27 protein-coding genes and 1 pseudogene are annotated in these 22,437 nt (G+C 40.6%); 4 read left to right on the plus strand and 24 right to left on the minus strand.

Annotated features, from left to right (window positions below; genetic code table 11):
• Positions 1-62: 62 nt before the first annotated feature.
• From fliJ to AC3ANV_RS17995, 15 genes and pseudogenes are all read right to left on the minus strand, one after another.
• Positions 63-515 carry a flagellar export protein FliJ gene (gene fliJ / locus AC3ANV_RS17925; protein ID WP_488310045.1) on the minus strand — a complete coding sequence of 151 codons (453 nt, stop codon included), beginning with the start codon at positions 513-515 and terminating at the stop codon, positions 63-65.
• Entirely contained in the window at positions 512-1,837 is a 1,326-nt protein-coding gene (gene fliI / locus AC3ANV_RS17930; protein ID WP_488310046.1) for a flagellar protein export ATPase FliI, read from the minus strand. Before fliI ends, fliJ begins: the two co-directional genes overlap by 4 nt.
• Positions 1,830-2,579 (minus strand): FliH/SctL family protein, encoded by a 750-nt coding sequence (locus tag AC3ANV_RS17935; RefSeq protein ID WP_488310047.1) that lies wholly within the window; start codon positions 2,577-2,579, stop codon positions 1,830-1,832. Before AC3ANV_RS17935 ends, fliI begins: the two co-directional genes overlap by 8 nt.
• Entirely contained in the window at positions 2,569-3,576 is a 1,008-nt protein-coding gene (gene fliG / locus AC3ANV_RS17940; RefSeq protein WP_488310048.1) for a flagellar motor switch protein FliG, read from the minus strand. Before fliG ends, AC3ANV_RS17935 begins: the two co-directional genes overlap by 11 nt.
• Before the next feature lie 16 nt (positions 3,577-3,592).
• Positions 3,593-5,194 carry a flagellar basal-body MS-ring/collar protein FliF gene (gene fliF, locus AC3ANV_RS17945; RefSeq protein WP_488310049.1) on the minus strand — a complete coding sequence of 534 codons (1,602 nt, stop codon included), beginning with the start codon at positions 5,192-5,194 and terminating at the stop codon, positions 3,593-3,595.
• Between the two features lie 33 nt (positions 5,195-5,227).
• Positions 5,228-5,521, minus strand: a complete 294-nt coding sequence (gene fliE / locus AC3ANV_RS17950; protein ID WP_488310050.1) for a flagellar hook-basal body complex protein FliE — start codon at positions 5,519-5,521, stop codon at positions 5,228-5,230.
• Positions 5,522-5,535: 14 nt separating this feature from the next.
• Positions 5,536-5,976 carry a flagellar basal body rod protein FlgC gene (gene flgC / locus AC3ANV_RS17955; protein WP_488310051.1) on the minus strand — a complete coding sequence of 147 codons (441 nt, stop codon included), beginning with the start codon at positions 5,974-5,976 and terminating at the stop codon, positions 5,536-5,538.
• A 5-nt stretch (positions 5,977-5,981) separates the two neighbouring features.
• Positions 5,982-6,368 (minus strand): flagellar basal body rod protein FlgB, encoded by a 387-nt coding sequence (flgB, locus tag AC3ANV_RS17960; RefSeq protein WP_488310052.1) that lies wholly within the window; start codon positions 6,366-6,368, stop codon positions 5,982-5,984.
• A 126-nt stretch (positions 6,369-6,494) separates the two neighbouring features.
• Positions 6,495-6,866: a flagellar export chaperone FliS gene (gene fliS / locus AC3ANV_RS17965; protein WP_488310053.1), complete on the minus strand. Its 372-nt coding sequence runs from the start codon at positions 6,864-6,866 to the stop codon at positions 6,495-6,497.
• A 17-nt stretch (positions 6,867-6,883) separates the two neighbouring features.
• On the minus strand, positions 6,884-7,243 hold the full coding sequence (gene fliT, locus AC3ANV_RS17970; protein ID WP_488310054.1) for a flagellar protein FliT: 360 nt from the start codon (positions 7,241-7,243) through the stop codon (positions 6,884-6,886).
• A 27-nt stretch (positions 7,244-7,270) separates the two neighbouring features.
• Positions 7,271-7,516 (minus strand): annotated as a pseudogene (gene fliN / locus AC3ANV_RS17975) (flagellar motor switch protein FliN); the annotation flags it as partial.
• Between the two features lie 121 nt (positions 7,517-7,637).
• The gene (fliM, locus tag AC3ANV_RS17980; protein WP_488310055.1) at positions 7,638-8,582 is read right to left on the minus strand and encodes a flagellar motor switch protein FliM; all 945 of its coding nucleotides are present in this window, start codon (positions 8,580-8,582) and stop codon (positions 7,638-7,640) included.
• A 171-nt stretch (positions 8,583-8,753) separates the two neighbouring features.
• Positions 8,754-9,548, minus strand: a complete 795-nt coding sequence (flgF, locus tag AC3ANV_RS17985; protein ID WP_488310056.1) for a flagellar basal-body rod protein FlgF — start codon at positions 9,546-9,548, stop codon at positions 8,754-8,756.
• A gap of 14 nt (positions 9,549-9,562) precedes the next feature.
• Complete coding sequence (locus AC3ANV_RS17990; protein WP_488310057.1) at positions 9,563-9,979, minus strand: flagellar hook capping FlgD N-terminal domain-containing protein; 417 nt, start codon at positions 9,977-9,979, stop codon at positions 9,563-9,565.
• Positions 9,980-9,995: 16 nt separating this feature from the next.
• On the minus strand, positions 9,996-11,024 hold the full coding sequence (locus tag AC3ANV_RS17995; protein WP_488310058.1) for a flagellar hook-length control protein FliK: 1,029 nt from the start codon (positions 11,022-11,024) through the stop codon (positions 9,996-9,998).
• A 166-nt stretch (positions 11,025-11,190) separates the two neighbouring features.
• Between AC3ANV_RS17995 and AC3ANV_RS18000 the strand changes: the two genes are divergently transcribed.
• The gene (locus AC3ANV_RS18000) at positions 11,191-11,922 is read left to right on the plus strand and encodes a glucosaminidase domain-containing protein (protein WP_488310059.1); all 732 of its coding nucleotides are present in this window, start codon (positions 11,191-11,193) and stop codon (positions 11,920-11,922) included.
• A gap of 20 nt (positions 11,923-11,942) precedes the next feature.
• Here the strand turns inward: AC3ANV_RS18000 and fliD are convergent, their stop codons facing one another.
• The 6 genes from fliD to flgM form a co-directional block, all read right to left on the minus strand.
• Positions 11,943-13,502, minus strand: a complete 1,560-nt coding sequence (gene fliD / locus AC3ANV_RS18005) for a flagellar filament capping protein FliD (RefSeq protein ID WP_488310060.1) — start codon at positions 13,500-13,502, stop codon at positions 11,943-11,945.
• A gap of 122 nt (positions 13,503-13,624) precedes the next feature.
• The gene (locus AC3ANV_RS18010; RefSeq protein ID WP_488310061.1) at positions 13,625-14,737 is read right to left on the minus strand and encodes a flagellin N-terminal helical domain-containing protein; all 1,113 of its coding nucleotides are present in this window, start codon (positions 14,735-14,737) and stop codon (positions 13,625-13,627) included.
• Positions 14,738-14,903: 166 nt separating this feature from the next.
• The gene (flgL, locus tag AC3ANV_RS18015; RefSeq protein ID WP_488310062.1) at positions 14,904-15,782 is read right to left on the minus strand and encodes a flagellar hook-associated protein FlgL; all 879 of its coding nucleotides are present in this window, start codon (positions 15,780-15,782) and stop codon (positions 14,904-14,906) included.
• Positions 15,783-15,802: 20 nt separating this feature from the next.
• On the minus strand, positions 15,803-17,254 hold the full coding sequence (gene flgK / locus AC3ANV_RS18020; protein ID WP_488310063.1) for a flagellar hook-associated protein FlgK: 1,452 nt from the start codon (positions 17,252-17,254) through the stop codon (positions 15,803-15,805).
• Positions 17,255-17,265: 11 nt separating this feature from the next.
• On the minus strand, positions 17,266-17,736 hold the full coding sequence (locus tag AC3ANV_RS18025; protein ID WP_488310064.1) for a flagellar protein FlgN: 471 nt from the start codon (positions 17,734-17,736) through the stop codon (positions 17,266-17,268).
• Positions 17,729-18,010: a flagellar biosynthesis anti-sigma factor FlgM gene (gene flgM / locus AC3ANV_RS18030; protein ID WP_488310065.1), complete on the minus strand. Its 282-nt coding sequence runs from the start codon at positions 18,008-18,010 to the stop codon at positions 17,729-17,731. Before flgM ends, AC3ANV_RS18025 begins: the two co-directional genes overlap by 8 nt.
• 138 nt (positions 18,011-18,148) lie before the next feature.
• Here flgM and AC3ANV_RS18035 point away from each other — a divergent pair, with 138 nt between their 5' ends.
• Entirely contained in the window at positions 18,149-18,592 is a 444-nt protein-coding gene (locus AC3ANV_RS18035) for a PilZ domain-containing protein (RefSeq protein ID WP_488310066.1), read from the plus strand.
• 58 nt (positions 18,593-18,650) lie between these two features.
• Here the strand turns inward: AC3ANV_RS18035 and AC3ANV_RS18040 are convergent, their stop codons facing one another.
• The 3 genes from AC3ANV_RS18040 to AC3ANV_RS18050 are packed head-to-tail and all read right to left on the minus strand — an operon-like array spanning position 18,651 to position 20,725.
• Positions 18,651-19,424, minus strand: a complete 774-nt coding sequence (locus AC3ANV_RS18040) for a flagellar hook-basal body protein (RefSeq protein ID WP_488310067.1) — start codon at positions 19,422-19,424, stop codon at positions 18,651-18,653.
• A 3-nt stretch (positions 19,425-19,427) separates the two neighbouring features.
• Positions 19,428-20,270, minus strand: a complete 843-nt coding sequence (locus AC3ANV_RS18045; RefSeq protein ID WP_488310068.1) for a flagellar hook-basal body protein — start codon at positions 20,268-20,270, stop codon at positions 19,428-19,430.
• A gap of 17 nt (positions 20,271-20,287) precedes the next feature.
• Positions 20,288-20,725, minus strand: coding sequence for a YaaR family protein (locus AC3ANV_RS18050; RefSeq protein ID WP_488310069.1), 438 nt, complete (start codon positions 20,723-20,725; stop codon positions 20,288-20,290).
• A 117-nt stretch (positions 20,726-20,842) separates the two neighbouring features.
• Between AC3ANV_RS18050 and motA the strand changes: the two genes are divergently transcribed.
• Entirely contained in the window at positions 20,843-21,640 is a 798-nt protein-coding gene (gene motA / locus AC3ANV_RS18055; RefSeq protein WP_488314267.1) for a flagellar motor stator protein MotA, read from the plus strand.
• On the plus strand, positions 21,624-22,382 hold the full coding sequence (locus AC3ANV_RS18060) for a flagellar motor protein MotB (protein WP_488310070.1): 759 nt from the start codon (positions 21,624-21,626) through the stop codon (positions 22,380-22,382). The genes motA and AC3ANV_RS18060 overlap by 17 nt, the downstream gene beginning before the upstream one ends.
• Positions 22,383-22,437: the final 55 nt, after the last annotated feature.

The raw sequence follows: 22,437 nt of genomic DNA on the forward strand, positions 1-22,437 counted from the left end.
TGCTCCCTTCCTTCCGTAAAAATCGAAATTAGTTAATATTATCCAAAAAATAACGCCCTTCACTATGCCTGATGTGAGAGGCGTTGATGATAGTGCCTTATGGTCGCTATTTCATCCAACATATCTTGTTCTGCCTTTTTTTCTTTTTGGAGATAAGTCTCAAGTGATTTCTCCCTCAGGTGATGCCACATCCGAACATCTTTTTTCTTTACTAAAAATTCTTCTTGTTTTGCTGAAAGCTCCTGCTCCAGTTTCATTAAGCCTTCTTCAGCGTTATTAATTTTTCGATCTAAATGTTCCAAGTAATGTGTCCGCTGCTGAATTTCAGAAATAGAGATCAAACTGCCCGCCTGCTCCCAGTTATCGAGCCGCTCCTCTTTCTCTTGGAAAAGAGCGTTAAGCTCTTCTGCCATGAGTCCCTTTTTCTTTACTAACAGCCCAAATTCAGAAAATGCCTGTTCTTTTTCCTTTTCTTTTAGGTTTAAAATATGCAGATATGGAAAACGAAAAGTCATACATTATTCACTCCAAATTGTGAAAGTAACAGATCAATGGTAGTGGCAAGCGAAGGGGATTCAACTGTGCTTTGTTTTACAAACTGATCAATCCATCCCTTTACCTCGACCGCATGATCGATTTCCAGGTCTGTTCCCCGCTTGTATGCCCCGATTTGAATTAAATCCTCGGCCTTTTGATAAATGCTCGCATGCTTTTTCAGCTTTTCCGCAGCCATTAAGTGCTCAGGCGCTACTATATCCTTCATTACCCGGCTGACGCTCGACAAAAAATCAATTGCCGGATATACACCTTTCCGGGCAAGATTTCGATCTAAAACAATATGACCATCCAATATTCCTCTTACCGTGTCAGCAATCGGTTCATTCATATCATCGCCGTCAACAAGCACCGTATAAAAAGCAGTAATACTCCCATTTGAATTGGTTCCCGCTCTCTCCAATAAACGAGGCAGTAGTGCGAAGACGGATGGTGTGTACCCCTTTGTCGCAGGCGGTTCACCGATGGCTAAGCCAATTTCCCTTTGGGCCATAGCAAAGCGAGTGACGGAATCAAGCATTAAATTCACATTCATCCCTTGATCGCGAAAAAATTCTGCGATGGCGGTTGCAATCATCGCTCCCTTAATGCGAATAAGGGCCGGCTGGTCTGACGTTGCAACCACTACAACCGATTTCTTTAATCCTTCCTCACCCAAATCGCGTTCAATGAAATCCAGCACTTCTCTTCCCCGCTCTCCGATTAACCCGATCACATTCACATCAGCCTCTGTATTTCGGGCAATCATCCCAAGAAGCGTACTTTTTCCTACACCGCTGCCGGCAAAAACGCCAACTCTTTGCCCTTTTCCAACCGTTAAAAGGCCATCAATTGTCCGGATTCCAACACTTAACGGGGCTGTAATTCTCGGCCTCATTAAGGGATTGGGCGGGAGATTATCGGCTTTTGATTCAAGAAGTCCAACAGGATGATTACTTCCGTCCATTGGATTACCAAGACCATCCAACACTTTCCCTAAAAGGTCCATTCCTACTTTAACCGTTAACGGTTTCCCGGTAGAAACAACATCACATCCAGGAGCAATTGAATTAAGTTCCCCGAGAGGCATGAGCAAGACTTTATGGTTGCGAAATCCGACTACTTCCGCTTTTATTGGTTTTTGTTGTTGAGAAGAAAAGATATAACAGATATCTCCTAATTTAACATCCGGTCCCTGTGACTCAATCGTAAGACCGATAACCTGGGTAACTTTCCCGTTCATTTTGATCGGGTTTACGCTCTCCAGCAGATCGAGATAAGGTTGCAGATTCCATTTACTCACGTGGTTCCTCCTGTTGATAAGCAAGTAAGGCTTTTTTGATTTCACTTAATTGAACATCGATTCTCGCATCGACACTTCCCGAGGAGGTACGGATGATGCACCCTCCATGCTGAATCGAATAATCAGGAAAAACCTTTACCTCTACTTGACCGTTTACAACCGCCAATAATTGCTCTCTTTGTTTTTGTACAAAAGCAAAATCCTCCGGTGCGACACAAATTGAAAGAGAATCAGATTCATAGACTCCTGAAAGTGATACTTTAATCATCTGGATTAGAGCTTCTTGATTACTTGTCAATTCCTGCTGTAAAACCTTTTTCGCGATTTCCAGACTCAACTCAATCACAAAGGGCTCTGCTTCCTGAATGACAGCCTGTTTATCCTGATAGGCATGTTCTAAAATACCATTGGCTTTTTCCAGCATTTCTTTGAATTGCCCTAGCCCAAAATGCCTACCTTCCTCAATCCCTTTTTCGTAGCCTTCATTGTACCCGCGCTTTTTCTCTTCCTCAAATTGAATGCGAAAGCGTTCTTCCTCACTTTTCTGCCATTCCGCTAATTCTGCTTGTACCTGAACACGATATTGTTGAAGTTCCAATTCGAGAGCTACTCTCGCTTGTTGCAAATCCTCCTCAATGAACGATTCGCTTTCTTCCTGGATTTCATCGTAAAGAGGGTACATAACGACTTTGGGAATTTTTTTTGCTACTACGTTTTGTGCTTTTACTATTTTAGTTGCCAAGATTTTCTTCCCCGCTTCGAGAAATGATAATCACACCTTCTCGCTCTAATTTACGGATTACACTTACAACCCGGCTCTGAGCCTCTTCAATATCCTTCGGTTGCGGTTGTTCTCCTGAAGAAAGCTCTTCCTCTAAACCTTCCAGGCGGCGTTTTGAAATATTGCGGAATATTGCTTCCTTTATCCCCTCATTTGAGGCTCGAAGTGCAAGCGAAAGGTCCTGATTTTGAACATCCATTAAAATCCTCTGAATGGACCGGTTGTCTAAGAAGGCAATGTCATCAAAAACAAACATTCGTTGTTTAATTTCATTTGCCAACTCAGGTTCAGCGTTTTTCAATGTTTCAAGAATATTTTTTTCAGTACCGCGGTCAACACTATTGAGTATGTTCACAATGGATTCAACTCCATTATGAATATCACTTTCGAAGGAGCTAGTTGCCGCAAGCTTTTCCTGTAAGACACTTTCAACCTGGAAGACAATTTCCGGCGAGGCCTTTTCCATCACCGCTATCCGTTTGGCAATTTCAATTTGACGCTCAGGTGAGAATGACGAAAGAATTGACGCAGCTTTTTCCGGGTCTAAATAGGATAAAACGAGAGCGATCGTTTGGGCGTTTTCATTTTGGAGCAGGTTTACTATTTGTACCGTTTCAACCTGTTTTACAAATTCAAATGGTTTCTCTGTCGTCCGTGCAGCAGGCTCCAAACGATTTAGAAACCCTGCTGCTTTTTCTTCTCCGAAGGTTCGAAGCAATAAATCCTTCGCTACATTAATGCCGCCATAGGAAACAACATGTGACGCAACAATTAAGCCATGGAACTCCTTCATGATTTTCTCTTTCACATCCGGAGTCACTCTGCGTAAATTGGTGATTTCTGTGGTAATACTTTCAATTTCTTGTTCATCCAAATGCTTCATTACTTCAACCGTAACATCCGGTCCGACGGAAAGCAGTAAGATGGCTGCCTTCTGAATGTTCGTATATCTTTCCATCTTAATGCACCCTTCTCTATTCCTTGTTAAGCCAATTTCTTAATAAACCAACAAATTGCTCCGGCTGTTGCCGTGCCATTTCCTCAATTTGTTCTTTAATTGCCACTTTTTCTTCTACAGTATTTTCTACATTTGCGACTGATACCGCTGCTTCCTGAAACACAGGGAAAGGATCCAGTTCTTCTTCTTTGTCTCTCTTTTTACGACGGACAACAAGGAATAGGAAAAGAACAATAAGAAGTACACCGGCACCTATCAAGGTATACAATAACCAACTTGGTAATATACCTGCCTTTTGCTGCGAATTTGACTGTAATGCATTTCCGCTAAATTCACGCGGGAACACTGTTATACGGGAATTTACATTTTGACTTGTCAGGTTTGGATTGCCACTTAATGCTGTTGCAACTACATTGGAAAGAATTTGTTGAATATTTGATTTGGTAGCTGCTGTTAAGGAATTTGGATTCTTGGGATTCGGCGGTTCTACGCCGACATTGATTGTCATATCGTCAATCTTATATGGACTTTGCACAATATCCTTGGAGATTCGATTCACTTCATAGTTCACACGACTCTCAATGTCGGATGACTTGTTATTTTGAGAAGAGGAACCTGATGCAGCATATCCGGTCACATCTGTTTGTCCTGTTCCGCTTGTGCCCGAAGGAGTATCATTACCGCTATACGTCTTATTAATTTTTTCTGCACTGACGGCGATTCCCTCGTTTGTATCTTTTTTAACTGGTTCAACGAGACTATCCTTTTCTTGAACCTGATCAAAATTCAATCTAACATAGGTCTGAACGATTACTTTATTTGGCCCAATAATAGTGCCGAGCATCTGCTGAAGACTTTTTTGGATATCAGCTTCCACATCATGCTGAATCTTACGCTGCTGCTCAAAGTTATCAGTAGCCGAAGTTGATTGTTGCGAAGCATCATCCAACCCGGTTCCATCCTGGTCCGTCATCACAATGTTTTCTTTCGGTAAATTCGGTATACTCTTGGACACCAGGTGGTATAGTGTTTGAATTTGTTTCGGGTCGAGTTCATAGCCAGGCTGTAGCTGAAGCACTACAGAAGCTGTCGCCTTTCCGTTATCGTCTTGTCGGGCAAACAAGCTTTCCTCCGGCTCAGAAATAACCACTTGCGCACTTTTAACACCGTTCACATGGGTTAACAGGTCTGCCACTTGTCCTTGAAGCGCTTCCCTCTCCATGGCATTGAGCTGCCTGTCTGTGGCCCCGAACTGCAAATTTTTTGTCATATCCGAAAAACTGATCGTCCCTGTTTTCGGAAGTCCCTTGGAAGCAAGTGACACCAATAAATTAGAGGCATCTTTTTCAGGAACGGAAATGCTCGTCCCATTATTTTCTAAGCGGTACTTCGAATACCCTTCACGATCCAGCTCGGCTTTAATATCCCCTATCTCCGATTGACTCATTTCATTGCTATAAAGCGGTATGTAAGTTGGTTTGGTAGTAAAATAAATGGTGAGCGACAGGGCTGCGATGACCAATAAAAATAATCCAATATAAAGAATCTTGTTTTTTTTGCTGACTGAATTCCAAAATCCACTAAGTTTGTCACTAAATTCACGTATCTGTTGATTCATGCTCTCTCCACTACTTCTTCTGTAGACTTATCACTAGACTTGCATTCTCATCATTTCCTGATAGGCTTCAACCGCTTTATCACGAATTTGCGTTGTCAATTGCACCGCAATACTCGCCTTTTGGGCTGCAATTGTCACATCATGTAAATTGATATTTTCTCCTTTTGCTAAGGAAATAGACTTATTCTCAAAATCTTTCACTGCACCATCTGCGTCCTGAATATATTGATTGAATATCGATTCAAAGGAAGAAGAATTGGTTGTATTTTGTGTATTATTTATAGTTTGTAAACTACTATTTACCGGCAGGATACTTGTAATATTCATCTGTTATTATTCTCCTATTTTCCAATATCCAGTGCTTTTTCTAACATCGATTTCCCGGCATTAAATGCTGTTACATTGGCTTCGTACGAACGGGAAGCCGACATTAAATCGACCATTTCCTTGGTGACATCTACATTTGGCATCATCACATAACCCTGCGCGCTGCTATCCGGGTTTGTTGGATCATATACGGCTTTAAACGGACTTGTATCATTTACGATTTTATCCACCTTTACACCGGTAAGATTGAGCTCCTGATTTAAATATCCTTCAAAAGAAGGGGCTTGATTGGTTGAAAGTTCAACCATTTTTCTTTGATAAGGAACCCATTTTCCTTTTACAAATTCTCCTCTTGTCGTATTGGCATTGGCAATATTAGCGGAAATTACATCTAAATTTACCCGCTGTGCCGTTAAGGCGGAGCCGCTAATCGAAAGTGGCTGGAAGATTGACATATCGATTACCCATTCCCTTTAATTGACATTTTTAATAAATTAAATTCTTCATTCACACCATATGTTAAGGATTGATACCAAAGCGAATTATTAGTCATTTCTGTCATTTCACCATCTAAATCGACACCGTTTCCGTTATTATTCATAACCGTATTTTCCTTAATAAGCTGAGGAGCAGGTATATGATCCGAGCCTCCAATAGCGATATGCTTTTCATTTGTGCGAGTTCCATTAAATGTACTAGTTAACTCTTGCCGGAAAAGATCTTCAAACGATACCTTTGTAGGTTGAAAATTAGGAGTATCGACATTTGCGATATTGTTCGATATAACTTTATGCCTTAATGCTGCTGCATCCAAAGCGCGGGACATAATTCCTAGTACCTGATTCATATTCTTCACCTTCACCTACAATAATCCATTTAATTTGACAGCATTCGATAATATTCTACATTAATCTTCCTGAGTTGGAAATCAAATTTTTGTACAAAAATAAAAAATACCCCCTAAAAATCAAGATTAGGAGGTTTTGACTACTTTCATCGCTTGTGCCCAAGTGTTTTTTAGTTCAATTAGCATGTTTTCAATTTCGTCAATAATGGAGATGTCCTTTGATAAGTTGGCTTCAATTAATCGGCGCATCATATAGTCATAAAGGGATAGAAGCGAATTGGAAATTTCATATTTCATATCTAGGGTAGACATCAATTCCGAAATGATATCCTGGGTTTTCATGATAACAGAATGCGCCTTAGGATGCTCCTTTTTCTCAATGGCCAGTTTTGCCTGATGGAGAAACTTTATTCCGCCATTGTAAAGCATGAGCGTTAACTCTTCAGGTTTAGCAGTTGTTACTTGATTTCTTAGATACACTTCATTTGGGTTTATCATAGAGGAGTTCTCCTTCGTTATTTTTTTATATCATAAAAGACACCCTTCGAGACAGGAATCGAATCTTCGTAATGTTTGGTAAGAAACCTTTTATTTTCAATAATACGAATGCGTCCCGATAGTTTACTTAATGTTAGTTGAAATTCTTTACGCACGTCCTGTTCAAGAGACAATTGCTCTTGAAGCAGTTGACGGATTCGATCATTCATTAAGATTGTTCCGGCTGCTTCGTCTATTTTGCCGATGGCTAGTATACAGTTTTCCCGATGCTCTAACAGGCTATTAACATCATCCACCCTGCCATGAACTAAGGCATCCAATAATGCTATTGTAAACTGATAGTACTGGTTCAGGAGCTTTTCTTTTTCGTTTATCATTGGTACATCCTTTACCCTGTCGTAAAATTAGGAAAGCGATTGTGAAATTTCCGTAATTCTAACACCAAAATGTTCATCAATCACGACAACTTCGCCCTTCGCAACAAGTTTGCTATTCACATAAACATCTACCGGTTCCCCTGCCATTTTATCCAGCTCAACAATGGAACCTCCTGATAATTCGAGAACTTCGCTGATTTTCTTCTTCGTTCTGCCAAGCTCAACCACAACTTCCATTGGGATATCAAGCAGGAGCTCCAAATTCATTTGTTCTTCCCCGGTTTTTACTGCTTCATTTGCCGAAAGTTCCGTAAAGCGGAAGGTATCATTTCCGGTTGTTTGCCCGCCGTCCCCGAGAAGTGCATCCATTTCCTCTTGCGTGAGTTTCCCTTTATCATTCATTGCTGTCTTCCCCTTCTATTACTTGCTCAATCTTGACAGCCATCCTGGACTTTTTTGTGCCTGGATAGGCCAAATATTTTATTTGTTCATTTATCTTTACTTTTAGCGGTTCATCTACCAGCTGATCCAATTGAATGACATCATTCACGGCTAAGCCAAGAAACTCTTCGATTGTGATCGAAGCTCTCCCTAATTCAGCACAAACCGGCACTGTTAAATGCCCAATCCGCTCTTGCAGCAAGCCGCTTTCGCCGTTATTCTTTCCTGCGTGTCCATGTCTATTGTGTGATGATAACTTCTGAATAAATGGCTCTAAAAGAATGTAAGGCAAACAAAGCTGCATTTGTTCCGCGTTTTGTCCAATGTGTACCTGAAAACCAACAACAATAACCGTTTCTGTCGGTGCTGTTAGCTGTAAAAATTGCGGATTTGATTCAAAATCCAAAACCTTAAACTTAAAGCCGGCTATGTCCCCCCATGCCTTCTGCAGGTTTTGAATAAAACCTTCCAAAAGGCGCTTTAATATAGTTGTTTCAACCGGTGTTAAACTAGACCGTTCCCACACCCCTATGATACCTTTACCACCCATAAGACGGTCAATCATCGAAAAAGCCAATGTCGGATTTAATTCCAATACGATTCTACTTTCTTGTCCACCATTTTCGAGTACAGATAATACCGTGTTCTTCGGAAGTTGCGTAATAAAATCTTCATAAACCATTTGTTTCGTACCTGTTACTTCAACCTGGACGATTGAGCGTAACTGTGCAGAAATGGTAGAGGATAGATGATAGGCAAAGGCTTCATGTATTTTCGTTAGCGCCCGTACCTGTTCTATCGAAAGGCGCAATGCTTTTTTAAAGTCATAAATTTTCACTGAAGAGGTACCGTCACCTTCAGCTACGCCGTTTTGAGTCATTGAATCCGGATAAACCATTTAAAAAATCCTTTCAATAAAAAAATCATGAACAAAAGGCGCTGGAGCTGGATTCAGATAACTTTTTCAAGTTATCCGCACCAAATTATTTTATAGTTTCCTAAAAGACAAGAAAAGGGGGAAACAACTTCTCCCCCTATCCTATTTCGAACCTATTAAATCACCAACTGCCTATCGCTTTAAATTAATTAATTCATCCAAGATCGTGTCTGAGGTCGTAATAATTTTGGCATTTGCCTGAAAACCACGCTGTGCCGTGATCATATCGGTTAACTCTTCAGATAAATCGACATTGGACATTTCCAGCTGACCTGAGATAATTTGGCCGTTACTCCCCTTGCTTATTAGGGCATCAATTGTACTCGGATCTGCATTGGTTGTAAGGGAATACACGGAGCCTCCCTCTTTCTTCATTCCGCCTGGATTGGCTACTGCGACCGTTGCAATGGTTTGTCCGGTTACCGGATTACCATCCTTATCGACACCGTTTATGGTCCCGTTTGCATCAATGGAATATGAGACAGCAGTAGATGGAATGGTAATAGGAGTGCCGGTTTTATCCAGAACAGTCATACCGTCGGGATTTACCAATTGATTATCTCGATCCAACGTAAAATTCCCTGCTCTTGTTAAAAATCTCTCTGTTCCCTTTTGAACAACAAAAAACCCGTTTCCATCAATATATAAATCATTCGGATTATTTGTCATTGTCGGACTGCCGGGTGTATAGAGGTTATCCACGCTTGCGACTCTTGTTCCTAACCCCACCTGTAACGGATTGATACCTCCTGATGTACTAGAAGGTGCCGTAGCTCCCTTCATGCTTTGACTAAACAAATCTTCAAATTCAACGCGGCCCTTTTTATATCCGACTGTATTTACATTTGCGATATTATTTCCAATGACATCAAGCTTTGTTTGAAAAGCTTTAAGGCCGGATACCCCTGAATTTAATGAACGTAACATGAACGTTCCTCCTTTTACTTATTCACTTCAACTGAAAGAATGGAACTCGAGGGAATTTCTTGATCCCCGATTTTAAAATAAACAAGATTATCTTTATACTGCATTCCCGAAACAACTCCGCTTTTTTGCTGATTTGTATCCGGGTTTGTCCAGGTGACTTTTTTATCCAACATACTGGAATACTGACTTAAATTAGTTTGGTTAGAAGAGAGATAAGATGAAAGCGATTGGTTTAGATTCGATAATTGCTCCAATACACTAAGCTGTGCCATTTGGGAAACCATTTCTCCATCCTGCATCGGCTGGGTTGGATCCTGGTTTTGCAGCTGGGCCACCAGTATTTTAAGAAACTGCTCTTTTCCCATTTCTTTATTTGGCAGTGAGCTAGTAGTTTGCGTCGAATATGAATGAATGGAATTGATGGTCGTCAAAATTTCTTCCCCCTCTTTACGCTGTTGTATTGATTTGTGAACCCCATCCTGTTTCTATTGCAAAATCCGGGTACTCTTCATCTTGATTATGTATGTATTTTGCCGTTTGTTTTCTTGAGTCAGGTTGCCCTTGCCTTCCATGGGAATCGCCTTTTTGTGAAAACATGCCGGTAAAAGCCGCATTATTTTGCCGGGAGATGTCTATTTTATCCACTTGGAATCCCTGCTGCTCCAGTGCTGTGTGCAGTGCCTGTACATGGGATTGCAGTAAATCTTTTCCTTGAGAAGTGCTTGCAAGAAATTCGGCCTTGACAATCCCATCCTTAATCGACAACTTTACATCCACCGTTCCTAAATGGTTCGGATGAAGCGAGAAGGTTGTTTCCATTCCATCCTCAGCATTCCGGACATGGATAGCAGATTGAAGTACCTTGGCCACATCCTTTTCGATATGCTCCGCCCTTATAGGAACTGAAAATACAGGCTTTTCACCGGCATCACTTTTATTCACTGCAGTAGTTAAGGATGCATTCGGATCTGCTGAAATAAAAGAAATTAATGGCGGAGCCTGTGGCTCTTTCTTTTGATTCGATTCTTTTTCATTTTTTGTAAGAAGATTACCGGATACGAAAGTTTTCTCTACCGTCTGACTCTGACCCTCAGTGATTGGTAAGTTTTTGAATTGCTCTTGTAAAAATTGCTCAACCAAAGCTGTCTGTTCCGGCACTTTCCGGTCATTTTGTTTAGAAAATAAAGGATTCTCCTTCACTTGTATGACAGATAAAGGGGTTTGATTATGTAAAGGCGAAAAATTTTCTTCGATGACTGACGGAGCCGGCTGTTCAATCGGTTTCTGTACCATCGGAAAAATCTGAATACATTGGTTTAACATACCCAATAACCCTTCAGCCTTTTCTTTTTCCTTTCCTGTTCCATTTGTTTGTTGAAATAATTCATCAAAAACAGGAACGGGTTCCCCTGTATGTGATTTCGGTTTATTTAAATTATTCATTCCTTTGTTTCCTAAAGTTGGGAGTTGAATCAATAATTTCCACCTACTATTCCAAAACTTTCTAACATTAGAATAATAGTTTTTTAGTCATCAAACAACAAGAAAAAGCAAAGTTTGACAATCTTTTTTATTTGTTCGTTACTTTTTCGACGAAAAACGATAAAATAATCTCAAATGGACGTTGAAAGGAAAAATGGACATGAATATTCGTTCCCTGGCAACTGGTAGTTTAGTTAATACAACACTTATGAATAGTATTCAAACTAACGATACTAACTCTTCCAATTTAGCAAGCAATTCTTTTGCTTCACTATTAACAGAAGCACTATTGCAAGCAGAGCTCTCGACAATAACTAGCAGCCGGCAGGATGGTTCAGCCGGCCTTCTTAATGGGCTTAACCTATTAGGGAACCTTTTAGAAATTGATCCGAGTAATGATTCTACTTCAATAACAAACTCACTTTCATCTATTGGAAATGGAGGTACTACCTTAAGTGGAAATACCCTTCAAGATAATGATGTCACTCCATCAGATCTTAATCCACATTTAAAAAGCGCCTTACAAAATGCCGGTCATTTATTTGTCGAGGCTGGAAAAATGTATCAGATTAATCCTGCTCTTCTAGCCTCCATCGCCATCCACGAAACTGGAAACGGTACTTCCTATGCCGCACTTTATAAAAATAATATTGCGGGGATGATGGGGAAAAACGGCTTAAAAACATATGCTTCGATTCAAGAAAGCGTTTATGACATGGCTCGTAATCTCCGAAACAATTATTTAAACGAAGGAAAAACAACGATTGCGCAAATTGGCTCCAAATATGCTCCGATTGGGGCCGCAAATGACCCCAATCAATTAAATAATAATTGGGTAAATGGAGTGCAGCATTACTTTGATACCCTCACAAAAAAGGCCGATTTCGCTTAAGAAATCGACCTCTTTTTCTATTAACTGCTTCCCAGCTGCGAGGATAACCACGAGCCTTGGGAATTATATTTTTGGACCGCCTCTTCCATGGCGGCAAATTGCTTATAGTATTGATCTTCTGTCTTATTTAAGCGATCAGTTTGAGTTGTAATATCTGTTTGAATACTTAACAGCAGCTTTCCTATGACGCTTTGGTCATACTGAGAATTTCCGGTCATCCCTGCTTTATTGGTTAAATCTTTAACCCCTTGGGACATCGCATCAGAAAGTCGGTTAATGATGCCATTGGTCCCATTACTAGTATCGCCGATTTGGGAAAGTAAATTCCGAACGCCAACGGGATCCGCTTGAATGGCTGCCCGTAATTTTGTTTCATCAACATAAAGTTTTCCCTTGTCCTGATAGCTTTTTGAGGAAATCCCGATGGTTGAAAGTGAATTATATGTACTGCCATTACTTACGATCGTAGACATCGTGTTTCGCATTTGGTTGATGACATTCTTAATGATACTGTCCCCGTGAAGCAAACCGCTCTTCGCTTTTGTTTCCCATTGTGTAATTTGCGTCTCTGACATCGCACTTCGCTGGTCATCAGTAAGCGGCTGATAATCCTTATAGACCGGTTCATCGTTAGCAGTATTTAACTTGTCTAAAAGATCATTGTATTTATTAACGAAGTCTTCGATGTTTTTTACTTCGTTGTCAATATTTTGTGAGACCGTTATATTGCTAGTTGTTCCGTTACCGTTTGCATCTATGGTTGGGCTTTTTAATGTGATGCTGATCCCCATAATCGTTGCATTGTTAGATGAAAGTGTCGTAATTTCATTGCCATTAAAAATAATATCGGCGTTTTGTCCTGTTGCGGTAGGTGTTGTAGTGTCAATGCCAAGGGTATTTGTTAAAAAAGCTTGGCCATCAGTACTTGTCTTTGAGAAATCAATTTGTGTCGCTGCACCTGTTGCTTTGGTTTTCACAATAAATTGCTGAAGATTTGTGTCATAGATTGCTTGCAACCCTAAACTTTTCCCTGATGTATCGGTTGCACTATTTATTTTTGCGACCACATCATTAATTGTATCGGTTGTTTTAATTGAGATATCAGCAGCTTGAGTGGCAGATGGATTTTTTGGATCATTATTTACATTAATGGTAATGGAGGTATCCGCTAAAAGTTGGCGTGTACCTTGGGCAGCATCACCTATTGTCTTTGTTGTATCCAATTGAACAATTTTTCCCGTAAAGGTTGCCGATTGCGCTAATTGTTTCACGGCAACTGTATAATTCCCCTCAATCGCACCTGAAGTACCTGTACCTGTAACAGAGTTTTGTAAACTTGATGTCACATCGTATGTAATATATGAACTTGAGAGTTTCATATTAAATAATGTACTTGTTTGAAATGAAAACAAATCCTTATTCCATTGGCGATATGCATCACTTTGCCATAATTCCTTTTGTTGCTTTTGTTTCAGTTGGTTAAGCGGAATTTGCTCCACATTCATCAACTTTTTGACAATCGAATCAGTATCCAATCCGGTGGCCATACCCGTTATTCTTGTTATGGAGGAAGTATCCATGGTATTCACCTCGCATTATTGTAATTTCTATGTATTAGTATCGGCTGTATTCGTGAAAAAAGATAGTATAAATATAGAAAAAGAGATCTTGATCAAACCAAGATCTCTTTTTAACTTGCCAATTATCCACGAAGTAATTGAAGAACAGATTGTGGCTGCTGGTTTGCTTGTGAAAGCATTGCTTGCGCTGCTTGAGCAAGAATACCGTTTTTGCTGTTTTCCATGACTGCTTTAGCCATGTCTACATCAGTAATACGAGATTGAGACGCAGATACGTTTTGTGATTCAGTATTTAGGTTATTCATTGTATACTCAAGACGATTTTGTGACGCCCCAAGATTTGATAATTGAGATGATACTGTATTAATAGCTGTATCAATTTTTGCGATTGCAGCTGAAGCATTAGTCTGTGAATCAACTGAAACTGTATTATCAAGTCCTAATGCTGAAGATCTAACATCTGCAACACTTAAACTTAGTGTTTCATTTGCATTTGCTCCAACCTGAATCGAGTTTGAAGTACCTGTTGTTTTTATCGTTTTACCATCTAATGAATCAGCTGCATATCCAGCACCCGTTTGAATCGTTAAGCCAATTCCCTGAAAAGTAATAGAACCTGAACCGGTAGCCTGTGTATTCGAAACATATGTATGAGTACCGTCAGTAATGGAATATGCATTTGTAGCAACCTTTGTCCCATCACCTTTTGATAAAGTCCATGTTGCAGCACCCATTCCACCTGTTGTCTGAATACTATTAATTCCAGCAATAGACAAAGCTGTAGAATTCGCAGCATTTTGATCAACCTTTGAACCTAAGGAACCGTCTAACAAGCTTTGGGAGTTGAATTTAGTCTGATTCCCAATGTCATCTATTGCAGATTTTAATTGTGTGAATTCATTATTAATACTTGTTCTATCACTAGAGATATTTGTATCAGACGATGATTGTACAGCTAATTCGCGCATGCGTGAAAGTATATCATGAACTTGATTCATCCCGCCTTCAGCAGTCTGAATTAAAGAAACTGCATCTTGGGAATTTCGAGATGCTTGATCTAAACCGCGGATTTGGTTTTTCATTCTTTCTGAAATTGCTAATCCAGCTGCATCATCAGCTGCATGGTTGATTCTTTTACCAGAAGACAACTGTTCCATTGTATTACTTTGTGCTGCCTCATTTTTAGATAGTTGGCTATACGTGTTCATTGCTGAAAGATTGTGGTTAATTCTCATTTTTTTGTACCTCCTATGTAAGATAAGGAATTTTCCTCTCTATTACTATGTATCGACAGTGATTTTAAAAGTGTAGAGGGGAAACTTGAAAAAATTTATATTTTTTTGTAGTTTTTTAGGAAAACACAAAAACTCGCCAAGCGGCGAGTTTAATGAAACAATTATTCTACTTTAAAAAATCAGCTAATGTCGGCTGGATAATCTTAGCCCCGACCGCCAGTGACGCATTGATCGTTGCTTGTTGTGCCGAAAGCTCGGTATAGGCTTTGGCGATGTCTGTATCTTCAATATTCGACAATATTTTCTGATTCCAATTATTAGTTTGGTCCAGTCGATTAGATGCTAATTGTAATAGATTCTGATTCGCACCAACAATGGTATGCAGGGCCGATACATTATCAATTTGCTTATCAAGTGATGTTAAAAGAATACTGGGATTTTGTCCGCTATCTAATGTTTGTGCAAGATTATCAATCGTTTCCAATAAGTTTTTTCCGTCAACAGATAGACCAAATACCGAACCGGCACTTACATTGACATTTACAGACACACCCTTGCCTACGTCCCATTTCGTCCCTGATTGCGATGTGTTTTGCAGCGTACCATTGCTATATGGCGGTGTATTTATATCTGTTCCTGAAAAAAGATACTGACCATTATAGGTGGTATTCGCGATTGTCCCCAGTTGTTCTTTCAGTGAGTGAATTTCAACTGCAATGCTTTTCCGATCATCTGCGTTACTCGTATCACTGCTCGCCTGAACGGTTAATTCCCGAACCCTTTGCAAAACGTCCGAAACATTTCCAAGAGCGTCATCAGCTGCCGTCAACCTGTCCAAACCGTCCTGTGCATTTTTTTGATATTGTTCAATCTGCATCCCCGAAGAACGCTTTGCCATTCCCTGCATCACAGCCATTGGATTATCAGAAACCTTGTCATACTGTTTGCCGGAAGAAATTTGCTGACGGATCTTATCCAGAGATTCATTGTTTTTATTCAAATTTTGGATAAACCGACGACTGACCATTTGTTGTGTTACACGCATGTTATTCCCACCTTCGGTGTCTACTTCATCCCGTTAATTAATTTATCCAGCATTTCATCAATTGCCGACACATATTTGGCAGCGGCATTATACGCTTGTTGAAACCGGACCATATTCGTCATTTCCTCATCAATCGAAACCCCGGAAATCGATTGTCTGCGATTGTCCACCTGTTGAACCGCCGCATCAGCAGTGTCACTCTTGCGCTGGGCATCCTGGATGTCTGTTCCCAACTTACCGACGATCAGCTGATAAAAATCGCCAATCGTCGTTGTAGTTCCACCTATACCCATTTTTTGATGTTGAATATTAGCCATCGCCGAAGCATTTGAGCCATCACCGATTGAATCGGATTTGGCAGCAGCAATTTTTGCGGGTGAGTCGACCAATTTCGGATTGACAATCATATTGACAGCATCTTTTGGCGGCTGGGTTGGATCATCTTTATCGACAAAAAATATAAGCTGATCTAATGGTGCGGAAGAATTGGTGCTTCTCGCTTGAATATCATCTAAATTCCTGGCATCATTCCCTGCCTGAACTGCATTTATACTATCAGTAAACGCCTTCGCTACTAAGTTCACATTGCTTCTTAAGGAAGCGATACTCCCTGAATCCGAACCGGTTAACGTATCAATCAATCCCTTGACCTCACCGCCGTCTAATTCAACGGGTTTGCCGTCCGCCATTGTCGCTCCTGTTTGCGGATCAACTGCAAACGTGCCTGCAGTCATGCCATTAAACAGGGCCACACCGCCGACGGAAAGAATCACTACCCCATTCTCGCCCGGTGTGGTATGTACACTGATAAGTTTTGACAGCTTATCAAGCGCCAAATCCCTTTGGTCCACCAAATCATTGGGCTGCGCTCCGCTGGCTGTCATGAGGGCTATCTGACTGTTAAGCTCTGATACCTGCTTGAGGGAAGAGTTGATTTCATTTACCTTACCGGAAAGCAGGTTCTGTAAATCCTTTTCATTTTGATCGATTCCTGAAGAAATCGAATTGAAACTGGCCGCTACAGCCTGTCCATTTGCTAAAACAACCGAGCGGATCGCAAAACTATCCGGTTGTTTGGATAGCTCCTGTATGCTTTGGGAAAAACGGTCCAGCGTCATACTTAACCCCGAATCGGAAGGCTCATTAAACACATTTTCGAGATTCGAGAGTGCCGTTGCCTTTGATTCCCAATAGCCGGCATTCTGCTGCTGGCTGCGGTACTGGACATCCAAATAATCATCACGAATTCTGCGAATCTCTGAAACTTCTACACCCGTACCGATTGTCATCGGTCCCGTTCCGTTGGTTACGCTTGGATTGGCTAATGACCGTGAAGGCTGTACCACTGCTTCCTGCCTGGTATACCCTATGGTATTGGCATTGGCAATATTCTGTCCAGTCGTGTTAAGAGCGGATTGCTGTGCTAAAATCGATCTTTTTCCTATTTCTAATCCATGAAAAGTTGAAGTCATAACGGTCTCCTCTATGCTTTTGCATCGAATAAACGAACAGAATCGCGCATTTCCTTGGAAGCAGCCATAGGACTGTATGCACCGGAGCCCTCCGATTGCGGCAGCATCTGTTCGATCATAAATTTTGTAAAAGATAAAGATTGCTTAAGCAGCTGTTGATTGGATTGATTCACCCGTTCGATTTCTTGAAACAGCCGCTGCAGTTGTTGATGTAAATGAATCCATTCTTCCCTTTCGGCTCCGTCCGTTTGTTTTTCAATTAGTGCCGAAAGAGAAGATTGATAGGCTTCTTCACCTAAACTAGCCATTCTCTTTTGATCCGCTTCTTTAATTTTTTTAATCAGCTTCGATTCTTCAGATAAAATCGCTAGCAGTGGGTTCATTTCCGCACGAATTAAGATTTGTTGTTTTTTCCGGGCAGTTGTTAATAAGTTTGCGTGTAGTTCAACAAGAGACTGTAAAACACCGGTAAGACTATTCATCGATTTTGGCCCCGGACTTCCAGAATGCGACTAATTTTTCAGCAATCTTCTCACCGTCAACCCGATATGTACCGCTCTCAATTTGCTTTTTCAATTGCTCAATCCTGGCATCTTTTTCGACTTGAAGTTGCTTTTGGGCTTCAGTGGATAATTCTACTTGGTCAAATTGAACTTTCTTCACTCCGCTTGTCTTCTTCGGCTGCCCGCTATTTTTTTGATAGGCCTGATAAGCTTTCCCGACCTGATTAATTTGATTGATTTGATTAATTTTCATATGTCCGCTCCTTCCATCATTCCTCTACTTATTTTATCGGCAAGATAGATTCATTTGGATAGTGGAAATTTCCCCCTGTTCAAGCTTTTTATATAATGATATTATTTCCTAGAATAATCCCATCAGGAGTTGAAACCTATGACTTACGGCCTACTCGCACTATTCATTGTCATTATTATTCTATCTATCATGGACTTCCTTAGAAAAAGAAAGAAATCAGACCATTTACCAAAAGTCGATAATAAGAATCGTAGGAGGTCCTTCCGTATTAAATTCGAAAATTCCTTTTGTGATTTTCAACCAATCGCTGCGTCTTCAAAGCTGCCCGGTATCATGCGGGACATAAGTGCTGAAGGAATCGGCATCGAGACGACCTTGCCTACCCTATTTGAAGGTTCATTTTTAATGTTATATTTTGATCTTGATGAGGAATCATTTATATTCGAAGGAATTGTGAAAAGAAAGCAAATTCTGGATAACGGTCTAGTAAGGTATGGAATTCAATTCATTAATTCTACTGCATACATACGTGAAAATTTATATAAAAAATTATGGGCAATCGAGCGGCAGCGCGCTCAATAGACAAAATCGTTATAAGTAAGATAGAGGATGACTCTCATTGGTCATCCTCCTTTTTTTATTACGATCTTATAATCCCATTTGCGATGCCTAACATCTGATCTGCGTAGCTTATGGCACAGGAATTGGCCTGGTACCCTCTTTGCGCTTTAAGCATATCGGTCATTTCCTGACTGATATCCACATTAGATGATTCTAAGAATCCTTGTTTAATCGTGTAGGAGTTTGCCGCTTTTACTTGACCGCCGTTTAACCGGTAGCCCCCGCCTGCATCTGTTAAAGCTTGAGGATTTTGAATCTTAACGACACCGATTTTTCGGCTTGTCCCGTCTATCGTTCCATCAGCTTGAACACGAAAATCTATTCCATTAGTTAGTTCAATCGGCTTACCGCTTTGATCCAAAAGCACATCACCTTGCGGATTAACAAGCTCAAACCGTCCATTCCCAATAGGAGTTTGTTGAAAAGCTCCACTTCTGGTATACAACGTTTCCTTAGCATTACCTGAAGTCCTTTGCACCTGAAAATACCCGTTCCCTTCCACCATCATATCAAATGGATTGTCCGTTTCCTTTGGTGCACCTTGAGTATAATCCATCAGGGTTGCTCCGATCCGTGATCCAAATGTTGTCCGAAGTCCGGAAGGAGACAAGCGTCCTATTTCTTTTGGTTGCTGGGCTTGATTTTGAATGGAAACAGCAAGATTGTCTTCAAATGTTGCTTCCCTTCGTTTAAAGCCGGTCGTATCAACATTTGCAATATTATTGGCAATTGTATCAAGTTTTCCTTGGTATGCTTGTAATCCTGTCGATGCTATATATAAAGACATATTCATAATTTATACCCTTCCCACTGTATTCAACTGTTCAAGTGTTTTATCGTAGGTTTGCAGCACCTTTTGATTGGCTTCATACAGGCGGATGTTTGCCATCATTTGAGTAAGGGTCTGAGACATATCGACGTTAGATTGTTCTACCATTTTTTGGTGTAAATTCACCCCCGATGGAAGGGTTTTTTCTATCATTGAAGGACTTGTCCCCTGGAGTTGAAACAGCCCGTTTCCCTCTTTCACTAATTGATTCGTATCCTTTATGATCACAATCCCAATAGCGCCCACTTTTTTTGCAAGACCTGCATTATCAGGATGTAAAATAATTTCACCATTTTCACGGATGGCCACATCTCCTGAGGACAACTCGGGATCTGCAATAGGGGAGCCATTTTGCCCTAGGACAATGTCACCTGTGGAAGTTGTCAGCTGGCCATTCCCATTAACCGTAAACTGTCCATTCCGCGTTAAGTGAAAGCCTCCGTCTGCTGTTTGAACAGCAAAAAATGCTGAAGGTTGTATGTATTGGTTATTTTTTAAAATCGGTGAAAGCTGCCGGTCCTCAATTCCAACATCAAATGGTTGGCTTGTGGAAACAAGACTACCCTGAGAAAAAAGCGGCAAGGTTTCCTGGTTATAGACCCCCGTGGTTAAGGAACCGATTTGCGAAGGCTTTCCATTTGTTGACTGATCATGAATACGCTCGAGCAGCATCTCAGGAAACGCCCGTAATGGAGCTGCATCCTGCTTGAAACCGGGTGTTTCGACATTTGCCAAATTGTTCGTCAGAGCATCCTGTCTTCGTTGCAGAGCGATCATTCCCGATGCTGCGGTATCAATTCCTCGAAGCATGTATTTGCTCCCTTCCATTACAAATATAAATTAACTATTAATCCTTTAATTTCTCCGATTTTCTGCAGCAGGTCTACTTTTGGTGCTTGTTTTTCGATTACCTGTTCCGATAGCTTGAGAAGGTGTTGATCCACCCGTTTAATCATCTTCAGGCGCTTTTCACGGCCGTTCGGCAGATGACTCGTGTGATCCTCTACTGATAAACCGTTCTGGACCACTTCGTTTAAAAAGTTTCGGATTGTTTGTTTATATTCCATTAAATCTTTAATCGAGCGGGAGTGGCTCAAACGAGTTCCCTGCTGTTCCAAATCCTTTATTAATGATTGCACGCGATCCTGCGATTGGTTTAATTGGTTATCTTGGAAAATTTGTTGAAAGGACGGAGAATCATTTCCTCTCTCGCGGGCGGAAAAAAATCGGTTCTGGCTTAACCCGGGATTCTGTTGAATCTTCAATGAGAACGCCCTCCTCAATTTTGTAAATAATAATTTAAAAACATAATTGTCGAATTTTACCGATTCACGTACAATGACATTATAAAACTATTTTTTATACATTTAAAGGAGAAAATGATGTCGAGTATTGTTGGACTTTTGCTTGCACTGTTAGCTATTGGTATTGGGATGATGTTAAAGGGGGCTTCTTTAACCGCATTAAACAACCCAGCCGCATACTTAATTATTTTCGGTGGAACAGCAGCAGCACTGTTAGTGGCTTTTCCTTTTAGTGAAATTAAAAAGTTTCCTATTTTGCTAAAGATTGCGCTGCTCGAACCGAAACTTCCTTCAAAGTCAGAGCAAGTTTCCAATTTAGTTTCATGTGCAGAAATTGCAAAAAGAGAAGGATTTTTAGCTTTAGAAGAAATGGCCTCTACGACGAAGGACCCGTTTTTTAAAAAAGGATTGGAAATGATTATTGACGGAAATGATGCAGGATTCATAGAAGAAGTATTATTAGATGAAGTTTCTGCGATTGACAAACGGCATAAAACTGGAGCGCTGATTTTCACACAGGCAGGAACCTATGCTCCCACACTTGGTGTACTTGGAGCCGTAATCGGTCTTATTGCCGCATTAGGTAATTTAAGCAATACAGAAAAGATTGGCCATTCCATTTCTGCTGCCTTTATTGCCACCTTGCTGGGGATTTTTTCCGGATATGTTATGTGGCACCCGTTAGCAAATAAATTAAAACGTATTTCAAAAAAAGAACAAGAGTTAAAGCTGCTTACGATTGAAGGATTACTTGCTGTCTACCAAGGCGTCTCACCGAGTGCGTTAGAAAAGAAACTAACAGTTTACATTCCGCCAAAGGAACGCATGCGCTTTGAGAAGAAAGTAGAGGAAAAAGCAAATGAGAAAATCGCGTAGAAGCTTTGATGATGAGCATGAGGAGCATATTGATGAAACCTGGCTGATTCCTTATGCAGACTTACTTACTCTCTTGCTCGCATTATTTATCGTTTTATTTGCGGCAAGCAGTATCAATAAGTCGAAATATGAAACAATCATGGCATCATTTAAGTCGGAATTAACGGGAACAAAAATAGAAGACAATCGAAAAGGACTCAATCCAACACCCTCTTCACAGAAGGTTCAAAAGCTGATGCCGCCGCAAACTCAGCCAAATAAAAGTCCGAAAATAGTACAAAACCCTGCAGACGCCGAATTTAATCAACTGAAGCAAAAATTACAGAAATACATCTTGGACAACCACTTACAAGCGGTTGTTACACTTCAGGAATCGAAACGAGGAATTGAAGTCACCCTTAAGGAAGTCATCTTATTTGATTCCGGAAAAGCTGACTTAAAGGAACGCTCTTTTCAAACATTGGACGGTTTAGTGGGTCTAATCAATACTGTTACAAATCCGATCAGCATTGAAGGCCATACTGATAATGTGCCAATTATATCCTCTACATACCCTTCTAACTGGGAGTTGTCATCTGCAAGGGCTGCTAGCGTTCTTCACTATTTCCAAACCAAAAATATTGCCCCAAGCCGGATGCAATTTACTGGATATGGAGAGTACAAGCCGCTCTTTCCAAATGATAACGATGTCCACCGACAAGCAAATCGTAGGGTGACAATCGTCATTTTACGAAATAGTTAAGCCTTATGAAAGATCCTTTCATAAGGCTATTTTTTCAATTAAAAAGGCCTTCTTA

The sequence above is a fragment of the Neobacillus sp. DFD-2R genome, assembly GCF_057747865.1.